The sequence below is a fragment of the Roseburia sp. CLA-AA-H209 genome, from assembly GCF_020687575.1.
GTDB classification, from domain to species: domain Bacteria; phylum Bacillota; class Clostridia; order Lachnospirales; family Lachnospiraceae; genus Roseburia_C; species Roseburia_C amylophila.
In genome coordinates this window covers 40,485-52,703 of record NZ_JAJEQU010000006.1, presented here as the reverse complement: position 1 = coordinate 52,703, position 12,219 = coordinate 40,485, and the positions used below count along the sequence as shown (strand labels likewise).

Annotated in this window: 10 protein-coding genes; 8 read left to right on the top strand and 2 right to left on the bottom strand. The window is 36.8% G+C overall.

The window, feature by feature from the left end:
• The gene (locus tag LKD41_RS07210) at positions 1–4,920 is read left to right on the top strand and encodes a DEAD/DEAH box helicase (protein WP_227700812.1); all 4,920 of its coding nucleotides are present in this window, start codon (positions 1–3) and stop codon (positions 4,918–4,920) included.
• A gap of 148 nt (positions 4,921–5,068) precedes the next feature.
• Here LKD41_RS07210 and LKD41_RS07205 read toward each other — a convergent pair whose 3' ends face one another.
• Both LKD41_RS07205 and LKD41_RS07200 read right to left on the bottom strand, forming a co-directional pair.
• The gene (locus LKD41_RS07205; RefSeq protein WP_227700811.1) at positions 5,069–5,347 is read right to left on the bottom strand and encodes a hypothetical protein; all 279 of its coding nucleotides are present in this window, start codon (positions 5,345–5,347) and stop codon (positions 5,069–5,071) included.
• Positions 5,348–5,486: 139 nt separating this feature from the next.
• The gene (locus LKD41_RS07200) at positions 5,487–5,915 is read right to left on the bottom strand and encodes a helix-turn-helix domain-containing protein (protein ID WP_227700810.1); all 429 of its coding nucleotides are present in this window, start codon (positions 5,913–5,915) and stop codon (positions 5,487–5,489) included.
• Positions 5,916–6,361: 446 nt separating this feature from the next.
• Between LKD41_RS07200 and LKD41_RS07195 the strand changes: the two genes are divergently transcribed.
• The 7 genes from LKD41_RS07195 (at position 6,362) to LKD41_RS07165 (ending at position 12,205) form a co-directional block, all read left to right on the top strand.
• Entirely contained in the window at positions 6,362–6,769 is a 408-nt protein-coding gene (locus LKD41_RS07195) for a replication initiator protein A (protein WP_227700809.1), read from the top strand.
• The gene (locus LKD41_RS07190; RefSeq protein WP_227700808.1) at positions 6,750–6,980 is read left to right on the top strand and encodes a hypothetical protein; all 231 of its coding nucleotides are present in this window, start codon (positions 6,750–6,752) and stop codon (positions 6,978–6,980) included. The genes LKD41_RS07195 and LKD41_RS07190 overlap by 20 nt, the downstream gene beginning before the upstream one ends.
• A gap of 78 nt (positions 6,981–7,058) precedes the next feature.
• Positions 7,059–7,343, top strand: a complete 285-nt coding sequence (locus LKD41_RS07185; protein ID WP_227700807.1) for a helix-turn-helix domain-containing protein — start codon at positions 7,059–7,061, stop codon at positions 7,341–7,343.
• 123 nt (positions 7,344–7,466) lie between these two features.
• Positions 7,467–8,522 (top strand): ORF6N domain-containing protein, encoded by a 1,056-nt coding sequence (locus LKD41_RS07180; protein WP_227700806.1) that lies wholly within the window; start codon positions 7,467–7,469, stop codon positions 8,520–8,522.
• Positions 8,523–8,694: 172 nt separating this feature from the next.
• The gene (locus LKD41_RS07175; protein WP_118057006.1) at positions 8,695–9,162 is read left to right on the top strand and encodes a hypothetical protein; all 468 of its coding nucleotides are present in this window, start codon (positions 8,695–8,697) and stop codon (positions 9,160–9,162) included.
• Positions 9,163–9,330: 168 nt separating this feature from the next.
• Positions 9,331–10,608: a substrate-binding domain-containing protein gene (locus tag LKD41_RS07170; RefSeq protein ID WP_022243529.1), complete on the top strand. Its 1,278-nt coding sequence runs from the start codon at positions 9,331–9,333 to the stop codon at positions 10,606–10,608.
• Between the two features lie 88 nt (positions 10,609–10,696).
• Positions 10,697–12,205: a sugar ABC transporter ATP-binding protein gene (locus tag LKD41_RS07165; protein WP_022243528.1), complete on the top strand. Its 1,509-nt coding sequence runs from the start codon at positions 10,697–10,699 to the stop codon at positions 12,203–12,205.
• The last annotated feature ends 14 nt before the right edge of the window (positions 12,206–12,219 follow it).

Sequence of the window (12,219 nt, the reverse complement as noted above, 5' to 3'; positions counted from 1 at the left end):
ATGTCAATGAATCCGAGGAGTACGACGGAAAAAATCAAAGCAGATTACAGAAGTTATGTGGCATCTATTTTGACGGTTAGAGATAGAGAAATAAGTCGACTTGCAAAAGAAGAAGTGGAGAAAACTAATTTTGTGAAAGGACCTTTTTTAGAAACAACGCTTCCGTTTAAAGATGGAAAAACGCTCAAGCAACTTGCGGATGAAGGAATCATCAGTAATGAGTTTTCTAAAATGGGAAAAAATGTTCATTATAATGATTGGAAACTTCGAATTCATCAGGAAAATGCTTTGAAGCATATCATAAAAAATGACCGAAATATGGTTGTTTCGACGGGGACAGGTTCTGGTAAAACTGAGTGTTATTTATACCCGATTTTTAACGAAATCATGCGTGAAAAAGAATCTGGAACACTAGATGATGGTGTAAGAGCATTATTGATTTTTCCTATGAATGCGTTGGCTAATGATCAACAGAAGAAATTGAGAAAATTACTTGCAGATTATCCGGATATTACATTTGGAAGATATACTGGTGAGACTAAACACGCGAAAGCAAACGAGAAACCAGAGGATGCAGAAAAAAGGCTGCATCAGGAATATGATATTCAACATCAAGGTGATTATGATACTGATTCAAAAAAATCAATACTTAATGAGTTTATGTGCAGAGAATATATGGCGAAAAAGCCGCCGCATATTCTTTTAACAAACTATGCTATGCTCGAATATATGCTGCTAAGGCCAGATACGGCTCCTTTTTTTGATACGGCGAAGGCTAAAAATTGGAAATTTATTGTAATTGATGAGGCGCATACATACAAGGGGGCTGTCGGTACCGAAATTGCTTTTCTTCTTCGTAGGTTGAAAGAACGGATTCAGCATCATAGAAGTGAACCTTTTAGATGCATTGCAACAAGTGCAACTTTAGGAAGTGAAAGTGGAAAAGCATCATTAGCAAAATTTGCCGAGCAGTTGTTTGGTGAACCATTTGATGAAACGGACATTATTACAACTGAAAGACAGAGACGAATTCCGGATGATAGTGTAAGGGATTTTTCATATCAAGATTACAAACGAATAAAAGAAGAGTCCTTGAAATTAAAGGAAAGTGAGAGAGGACAGTTTCTGTACGATAAACTAGTTAATGATGGTCGTTTGTTTAAGTTATATGATATTTTGGCGGAAAAACCAAAGAATATTAATGAAGTCGCAAACTTTGTTTTTTCTGATATTGCGGATAATACGTTGAGAGAACAATCTTTAATTGATTTGATTGAATTAGCAGCTGCTGCGAAGAAGAGTGAATATGAGTCTGCACTTCTGCCTGCCAGGTATCACTTGTTTGTCAAATCCTTGGAAGGCATGTTTGTTGAATATTATCCAATAAAGAGAGTTTTTTTTGATCGTAAAGAAAAATTCAAAGATGGATCTGGAGAGTATTCTGTATTTGAGATGGCTAATTGTCAAAAATGTGGACAGGAGTATATTCTTGGAAAAACAATAACAAAAGATAATAAAAAATATTTGGTACAGACAAGCGGTTTGGAAAAGCCAGAATTCTATTTTTTGTCTGATAACGACATAGATGAAGACTTTGATGAAGATGATGATCTTGATGAACAGTCTAATTTTTCTTCGCTTGGTAAATTCAAACTATGTTTAGCGTGTGGTCGAATTTCTGAGTTTTCAGAGAAAACAGATTATACCTGTTGCAAAGCAAATGATAATAAGAAGATTGTAACTGTTTATAATTTAAAATATGCGGGAAAGGGAAAAGAATCAAACTGTTGTCCAGCATGTGGTGCTACAAGAGAGGGACTGATAAAAAGATTTTTAACAGCAAATCAGCCAGCAACATTTGCAGTTGGAAAAAGTCTGTATGATGCAATTCCGCCTAGACCTATAAGACACCAAGAAAATCCTGACACATCAGATGACCTGTTTTCAGATGATTTGTTTGGAAGTTTGGATGATACAGCGACAGAGATTGATGATCATGTAATTGATGAAAGCGGACGAAAACTATTGGTGTTTTCAGATAATCGCCAAGAGGCTGCTTTTTATGCTGGGTATTTTGAAAAGCGTTATAAACAGGCGATGTGGAGAAAGGTTATTCTGAATTGTTTGATAGAAGCTGGCGAAGTTGGATTATCTGTTGATGATCTTATTTCGAAATCAAAACAGATGGCTGAAAAGGAAGGTCTTTATACTCTTGATTTAGTTGAACGTAATAATGAACTTGAAGTCAATATAATGAGCAATGAGCAAAAGATCGAAATGGCAGCGCATTATATCATGCAAGAATTTATGTCGCCAGACATTGGAACAGGGTTGGAGGGGCTTGGATACATCCAGATCATGCCAGAAAAGATACAATTCCAAGATGGCGTAAGTCGATATGGTGTTGAAGGCGGAGAAAATATTTGGAATGTGTACAGATTTGTGTTTGACACGTTGCGTCAGAAAGGCACAATAACATTTCCAGAAATGGTGAGTCCGGAAGACGACTTTTTTTCTCCAAGAAATCATGCAGGCTTCTTTAGAAATACAGGAAATGAAAGAATTCACAAAAAAGGTTATGTCTATGGTTTTATGCCAAGTGAAGGACACAAAAATAAACGTTCTGCAATGTTGTTGAAAATATTAAATCATTTTCGACAAGATGAAACCAATGAAGCCAAAGCTATTGCAAATTTACAGCAGTGCTATGATGATTTAATTCTGCAAATGAAAAAGCGGGGTTATATCAGCATCGGACCGGAAAATGCTAGTGGTCAAATATATGTATTGAATTATAAAAAGTGGATATTTAAGTATATAAAATCAGAAGAAAGGTTGTATAGATGTAAAAAATGCGGAAAGATATTTGCATATTCTTTGTATGATATCTGTCCAGAATTGAAATGTGATGGAGAGTTAGAGCAAATTGAAGCGGGAAAAATTCGTTCAGGAAGTTATTATGAAAGTCTGTATACTGGAAAGCAATTTATACCGATGGTAGCCAGGGAACACACTGCACAATTATCTTCGGAAACAGCTCGGCAGTATCAAGAAAAATTTGAACAGGGAGCAATTAATGTTCTTAGTTGTTCGACAACATTTGAAATGGGGGTTGATGTAGGTGAACTTGAGGCTACATTCCAGAGAAATGTGCCACCAGAAACATCTAATTATATTCAGCGAGCGGGTCGCGCAGGGCGACGAACATCATCAGCCGCATTTTCTGTAACTTTTGCGCGCAGGAATAGTCATGATATGACATTTTATCAAGATCCACCAGAAATAATAGCAGGAAAGATAAATGCGCCAGTTCTGGAGGTAAACAACGAAAAAATTGCATTACGTCATTTGAATTCCATTGTGGTAGCAGGGTTCTTTAAAGAATATCCAGAATTCTTTACAGGAAAAGCAAAAAGAATTGTTGATTTTGATAAAAAGGATAATATGAGTGTAGAACTGAAAAAGTATTTAGAATCTAAACCGCAATCATTGTTGGATACCATATATAAGGTTTTTACTCCTCAGATTTTGAAACAGCTTAATGTAGACAATTGGGGATTTGTCGATGAATTAATTGGAGAAGATAGTAAACTGAATATAGCAATAAAAGAAAGAGAAAATGATATAGCGGGTTTGCTTGAAATGAAGAAAGGCATAAATGCTAATAGCACAGATTACGAACTTGGAAAAGCTAGAACAGTAACAAAACTAATATCGACGTTAAATGACGAAGGTTCTATCAATTTTCTGAGTGCAAAGGGGGTATTACCAAAGTATGGATTTCCTATTGATACTGTTTCACTGAATATTATTAACAATAAAAACAGAGAAGCCGAAAAGCTTGATCTATCCAGAGATTTAAGAATGGCAATCAGTGAATTTGCTCCACCGGCACAGATTGTGGCTAATGGAAAACAGTGGAAGAGTTATGCTGTTAATACTATACCTGATAAAAGTTGGCCAACATATGTGTATTATGAATGCCAGAATTGTAAGCGTATTTATCCTCCAAAGACAAAAATGACAGAAGTTACTATTGATATTAGTGACGATATTGAACTTTGTCCAACTTGTCAGGCTAAAATGAAAGCACGTAAGTTTATTATTCCGCTATTTGGATTTTCCACTTCTTATAAAGAATCTCCTAAGCAAGTGGGGGAAACGAGACCAAAAGCTTATTATGCTACACAGACACAGTTTTGGAGTGATACGGATCTTACGGAAAGTCAGCAGCGCGAGGTTAAAAGCAGGATATTGAATTTTTATGGAAAAGAAGTTTCTGCAAAGTATTCTCCAGGTGGAAAGTTATTTGTGCTAAATCAGGGAACCAATGGAGCAGGATTATATGTTTGCCCTGAGTGTGGATTCACGACTGAGGTCGATAAGATCCCAAAGAAAGGGCATAACAATAAATATGGCAGAAATTGTCCGAATAAAATGTTACAGAGAGTATCATTGGGACATCAGTTTTCAACAGATATTTTGAAAATCAATTTACCAGACCATTTGATCGAACAGCCGATGTCAGGTTCATTGGAAAACAAGGATCAATATTTATCTGTTTTATATGCATTACTTGAAGGTGCCAGTGCGGCTTTAGATATTAATAGAAGTGATATAAGCGGATGCGTTACTGGAAAATGTCAGATTGTATTATATGATGATACTCCAGGGGGATCTGGATTTGTAAAACATGTCTACGAAAACCTTGAAATGGTAATTGCCAAGGCAAAGGAAAAGGTTAACGGTAATTGCGGATGCACAGAGGAAACTTCATGCTATGGGTGCTTGAGAAACTATGGAAATCAGTTTTTTCATGATGTTCTTTCGAGAGGAGTGGCCTATCGTTATTTGGATTGGTTATTAAATGTGGTTGAGGAAAATAAAATAGAGAGTAATCAAGTCGAAATAGGTTCATAAAGCAAGATAAGCAACAAAAAAAACGTGGTCAATATTATGTTATTTAAGGAACAGAATTCCTAAATATTATACGGGAAATAGTCAGTTACAACAAGCCACAAAGGAAATAGTCCTTTGTGGCTTGCTTTGAAAATGGATAATTTAAATCTTATAACTTCGGATTTCGTCTTCTCAGTTTCCGATGTTCCTTTGCCGGCTTGGAACGTGAAAATATTTCTTTTAAGGTCTGTTTCTCTTCGACAGAAAGCTGGGTGATTTTCATTTCCAAATTTTTGCAGAATAAAAGGAGTAGTCCGTTAATATAAGCATCGTTAGAGGCTTCGGGAGTATCCTCTGTAGCAAACTGAGTTGGAGAAGTAAAATCATCAATGATATTTTTGACTATGCTTTGATAGTCAATATCGCTGGCAGTGTTGCTGTCTTTCATATGGGTATTTCTCAGGTCAGAGACGATTGGCTTTAAATCTTCCAACAGGATGTTTATGTAATACTGTTTTATCTCAATGTGAGAAGTATCAAATATTTTTGTAAAAGCATCGGTGAAGTCGGCACCGAGTTCGTTCAGTTTATATCACATCAAGAAAAGCGTTTGCTATCTGAATGCCTTTATCATTAAAACCTTCAATATAGATTTCCAGGTCGGTCATGAATTTGTGGAAGCTTTCATGAGAGAGTAATTCTGATAATAACCGTGGATTATATTTTTCATCAGTCAGTATTTGAACTGCATCATCATTGAGATGCAGTTCAAATACTGACTGATTTGTATGTTCACGTAGTTCGGTTCGGCAAAGAAGATAATCGGTGCTTACTTGATAAAAGTCTGCAAGCGTCAGTAGATTGCCAAGTGACATATCTACATTTTCATCTTTTTCATAGTTGCCAAGTGTGGAACTCGGGATGCCAGTAGCATCAGACAATTCCTGCAATGACATTCTTTTTTCTGCGACTCTCAAATCTTTCAGTCGTTCCGGTATGGTAAGCCTTGTGTGCATAGTACATTCCTCGTTTCAAAGATATAGATAGATTACCATGATATTGGTAAAGAATAAAGTGAATTCTAATTCATGTCTTATCCAGAATATTGGAAAAAATCATAAAGAGGATATTTTTCCAGCATCTTGGATATACCGGATTCGTATAAAAATTTTGAGAAAATAATTTCATACAATGAATCTGAAGGGAGTACAAAAATTATGGAATGTTGCAAATGTATCAATATGAAAAAAGCCGAAAGGCGTAGTTCCATGAAAAAATATTTTCATGGTTTGAGGGGATTGGGGAATTTCCCCAACAAGCTAAAAAGGCATTTTGTACGTACAAATGCACTGCTTGCCAATTAGCGATATTTATGTTGCGAGAGTTGAATCTTATGCAAGAATTGTGCACAAAAGGCTGTTAATGACGAAAGAAATTCAAAGTATATGGAGAATCAGGAAAAATGGAAAATACAAAATATGATGATAAGTTTTACAGATTACCGAAACGATTATTTAAAGAGGCACAATTTGGAAGTATGCCGAATGAGGCAAAGGCGCTTTATATGATTTTGTTGGATCGGCGCTGCTTATCAGCGTGTAATGGTGATGCGTGGCGAGATGAATATGGAGCTACATTTATCATTTTTACAATCAAAGAAATGATGAAGCTGTTGCATCTGGGAAATAAGAAGATTAACAAGATGCTGAAGGAACTGGAGGCACATAATCTGATTTATCGAAGCCATCAGGGATTGGGAAAGCCGAATAAGATATATGTGTGTGATTTGTTGAAAGCAGATAACGATAATTGGCTGCCAAAGCAATTTAAGCGCAGAAAGGGTCGGACAAATGAGAAAGAAATATTATGATGATGCAAAAGAGAATGCAGCATTTGAGAGATGTGTGGATGTTGTGACAGTGCTGATCTTAAAATATGGACCGGCAATAAAAAGAAAATGGATTTTGCGTGAGTGGATAAAGAATATACAAGCTGACTGCTTTTGGAGAAGTTTAGCCTATAAACGATATCAGCGGTATTTCGATTATATGAAAGCTATTGTAAAAAAAGACGCAACATGACATAATCGGATTGACGAAAGAGACACAGCTATTTATAATATAGACAAAACGAGAATGACATGAATGGAGGACAGAGTAATGGAGAAATCGGTAACACTTGAAGAGGCATTAAGAAGAATTGAGGAGTTGGAAAAAGAGAATGCAGAACTTCGAGAGGAATTGGAGTATTACAGAAATCGTAAATTAAGCGGACGGCAGAAACATAACGCCAAGTGGATGGCAATTTATAATGATTTTGTTGTTGGGTATGAGAGCGGCATGACAATGGTAGAAATTGCGAAGCGGAACAATGTCAGTGAGAGGACGATCTATAGGTATAAAGCGTATTATGACAAAATGAGGGAAGAAAAGAATAATGAGTAGACCATTTTTGAGGTGCTATGAAAATGGTTGAATGAATTTTGCGGTGGATTTTTTGTACCGCAAACATGAAACAGAAAATATTTGTGGTCACAGTTTGTGACCGCAAAATCAGGAAGGAAATTTATGACAGAAGAGAAGAAAGAAGAAATTGCAGTAATTGAAATTACAGAAGAATACATGAAGGATCGACTTTATGAATTCAGAGGGGAAAAAGTTATGCTTGATTCAGACTTGGCAGAAATTTATGGGTATGAAACCAAAAATTTTAAAAGGCAGGTTAAGAATAACATTGCCAAATTTGAAGGCGATGATTTTATGTTTGAATTGAATGATGAAGAAGTGGAAAATCTTTCAAGGTGCAAAAATTTCACCTTGAATATGGGAAGAGGTTCAAATATAAAATACAAACCTTATGTGTTTACAGAGCAGGGAGTATATATGCTTATGACAGTTTTGCACGGCGAGCTTGCAATTAAACAAAGCCGTGCACTTGTGAAGACTTTCAAGAAAATGAAAGATTACATTTTAGAAAATCGAGATCTTATAGGTCAGCGGGAAATTCTTCAGTTAAGCATGGAAACTGCTAACAACAGAATAGAAATTAGCAAAATCAACTCAGATATGATATCTCTTGAAAAGCAGATTTCAGATGTTGCAGAAGGACTGAGGGATGTTGTGACAAAATCTGAGTTGGCTGATATGATGAACAGCTTTGTTTCAGATGATGATGAAAAGTGGCTCATGTTTAATGCAAAATTTAGTAGTGCAGATGAGGTGTATGAGTCCATTTATAAGCAGGCAAAGTCGTCAATATATGTCGTTGACAATTATATTGGATTAAGAACGCTGGTACATCTTAAAAATTCTCCTGCAGGAGTAAATATTACTTTATTCAGCGATAATGTTGGGAATAATAAACTTCATAATATAGAATTTACGGATTTTTGCAAAGAATATCCATCCGTAAAAATATCAATGAAAAAGACAGGCGGTATATTTCATGATCGATTTATAGTGTTGGATTATGGAACTGCTGATGAAAGGGTTTTCTTATGTGGTGCTTCGTCAAAGGATGCAGGGGCTAGAATAACCAGTATTGTTGAAGACTATGGAGTATCTAAATATACTCCGGTGATTGCAACGCTGTTGAAAAATCCAACTTTAATTTTACCACAGTAGAGGGGAGTGAATGTATTGGAAAGGAAGTGTGGGAAGCAGGTAATCGGAAGAAAGCAATAAGGACTTGTCAAAAAATTTTTAAAAAAATAAAACCTGCCATAATATTATTCCGTCATATAAGTGAAAACAATAATAAAAACCGGTGGAACATCGGAGAAAAGAGGAAAATATTATGGCAAAAGAAAAAAGAAATCTTTATGAAGAAGTAGAATTTGGTAACGATTATGGTTATGCAATGCAGGTAAAACGGGAAGCGGAGACACAGTTATATGAGATTCAGAAAATCTGGGGACTGGCAATTGCCGGAACGGTCTGTGGAGGTATCGGAATGGTGCTGGCATTCCATCCGATTTTTATTATGATAGGATTTGTTATGGGCTGTGTTTGTTACAGCAAAGTGGGTGGCTTTGGAATAGCGGCAAAATGGGCTTGGAACATTGCAAAATTTGGCTGGTTTGTAGTCCCGTATTTTCCGATTGATTTATTAGTCGGTGCCATCGCATTGTGTTTAGGTTTCCTTTCCTTATTTTTCCTGCCTTTTTTCGTGGTTAATCATATCAGAAAACAGGCACAGCAGAACCAGCAGCTGGCAGAGGCATTCCTGCATACATGCCAACAGAATGATGGTGCAGCTGCATAGTTGTTCGTCAAAATACATATAAAAATTACAGATTATCAAAATATTTTGATATTTCATCCAAAAAAATTCTATTCTTTCCAGATTGGCTTGTGATTATAATGAATTTAGTCGATGAGACAGGTTCGGAGAAACCAAAATCAACAAATTGCAAACCAGGAGGAAAAAAGAATGAGAAGGAAAAAATTATTAACTGTATTGGTAGCAGCAACACTTGCATTATCCATGGTTGGATGTGGCTCTTCCGGAGGAAGCGGCTCTGGTGACTCAGGAAGCACCAGCAGCGTAGCAAACAAGGATAAACCACTTTGCTGGTTTAACCGTCAGCCATCCAACAGTTCCACAGGAGAACTTGACATGGATGCATTAAATTACAACAAAGATACCTATTATGTAGGCTTTGATGCAAATCAGGGTGCTGAACTGCAGGGACAGATGGTTCTTGATTATATCAAAGAAAATGCAGCGACCATTGACCGTAACGGAGACGGAGTAATTGGTTATGTACTTGCAATCGGAGACATCGGACATAACGACTCTATTGCACGTACCCGTGGTGTCCGTTCTGCACTTGGAACCGGAGTAGATGCAAATGGAGCAATTGATTCAACACCGGCTGGTACAAACGTAGACGGTTCTGCAAAAGTTGTTCAGGATGCAACACTGGATGTAGATGGAAAGACTTATACAATTCGTGAACTTGCTTCACAGGAGATGAAGAACTCTGCTGGTGCAACATGGGATGCAGCTACAGCAGGAAATGCAATCGGAACATGGACCGCATCTTTTGGTGACCAGATTGACGTAGTTGTTTCTAATAATGATGGTATGGGAATGTCAATGTTTAATGCATGGGCAAAAGATAACAAAGTACCAACCTTCGGATACGATGCAAATAGTGATGCTGTTGCAGCTATCGCAGAAGGATATGGCGGAACAATTTCACAGCATGCAGATGTTCAGGCTTACCTGACATTAAGAGTGCTTCGTAATGCTTTAGATGGAGTAGACATTGATACCGGTATCGGTACTCCGGATGATGCAGGAAACTGCTTAACAGAAGGAGAAGATTACAGATATAGTGAAGAAGAAAGATCTTACTATGCATTAAATATAGCTGTTACAGCTGATAATTATCAGGATTTCACAGACTCAACCAAGGTTTATAGCAAAGTATCCAACCAGCTGGACGCAGGCAAGAGTCCAAGCAAGAAGGTATGGCTTGATATTTACAATGCTTCCGATAACTTCCTTAGCTCAACTTATCAGCCACTTCTTCAGAACTATGACAAACTTTTGAACCTTGAAGTAGATTATATCGGTGGTGATGGACAGACAGAGTCTAACATTACAAACCGTCTCGGCAACCCGGGTGAGTATGATGCATTTGCAATCAACATGGTTAAAACAGACAATGCATCATCTTATACATCACTTCTTTCAAAATAAGGTTATTGCCCGGAAGAAAACAGCATAGATACAGAAGGGCATCAGATAAAAATGGTGTCCTTCTTTTCAAAGAAAAGGAAGTAGAATTATGGCAGAGGATAAGAATAAATATGTCTTATCGATTAACGGCATGAGCAAATCGTTCGGAAGAAATAAGGTTCTGAATCATATCAATCTGAATGTCAGACCTGGAACAATCATGGGACTTATGGGTGAAAATGGTGCCGGTAAATCGACAATGATGAAATGTCTCTTCGGAACTTATCAAAAGGACGAAGGAACAATAATATTAGATGGAAAAGAAGTTAATTTTTCTGGCCCAAAGGATGCACTTGAAAATGGTGTCGCAATGGTTCATCAGGAATTAAACCAGTGTCTGGAGCGCAGTGTCATTGACAATATGTTCTTAGGACGCTATCCGAAGAATTCATTGGGAATGATTGACGAAGGAAGAATGAGAAAGGAAACTTCCGATTTATTCCGTAAACTTGGTATTACTGTTAATCTGACACAGCCAATGAAAAAAATGTCTGTATCACAGCGCCAGATGTGTGAAATTGCAAAAGCAATTTCTTATCATTCCAAAGTAATTGTATTAGACGAGCCGACTTCATCACTGACAGCACCAGAGGTTGCAAAACTTTTCAAGATGATGCGGCAGTTAAAAGAACAGGGAATTTCATTGATTTATATTTCACATAAAATGGATGAAATTTTTGAAATTTGTGATGAAATATCAGTTCTTCGGGATGGCAGCCTTGTTATGACAAAGGCAAGTAAAGATACCAATATGAATGAACTGATTTCTGCAATGGTTGGCCGTTCTTTGGATAACCGTTTTCCACCGGTAGATAACCAGCCTGGTGAAACGGTTCTTTCTATACAGAATCTTTCAACTAAGTATGCACCAAAATTACAGAATATTTCTTTTGATATTAAAGAAGGAGAAATTTTTGGACTGTATGGTCTGGTTGGAGCCGGTCGTACGGAACTATTGGAAACTATTTTTGGTATGCGTACCAGAGCGGCAGGAAATGTAATTTATAATGGAAAAGTAATGAATTTTACATCCCCGAAAGATGCAATGGATCATGGATTTGCTTTAATTACAGAAGAACGAAAAGCAAATGGACTTTTCCTGAAAGCAGATATTACATTTAATACTACAATCGCCAATATGAATCATTATAAAAATGGATTCGCACTTTCCAATGATGATATGATTCGTGCGACGGCAGAAGAAATTAAAGTCATGCATACAAAATGTATGGGACCAGATGATATGATTTCCAGTTTGTCCGGAGGAAATCAGCAGAAGGCAATATTTGGTAAATGGCTGGAGCGCTCACCAAATATATTTATGATGGACGATCCTACAAGAGGAATTGATGTAGGTGCCAAATACGAAATATATGAATTAATTATCAATATGGCAAAACAGGGAAAAACAATCATTGTTGTATCCTCTGAGATGCCGGAAATCCTTGGAATCACAAACCGGATTGGTGTTATGTCAAATGGACATCTTGCCGGAATTGTTAATACTAAGGAAACAAATCAGGAAGAGTTATTAAGACTCAGTGCGAAATATTTATAATCAGGAAGGAGCAT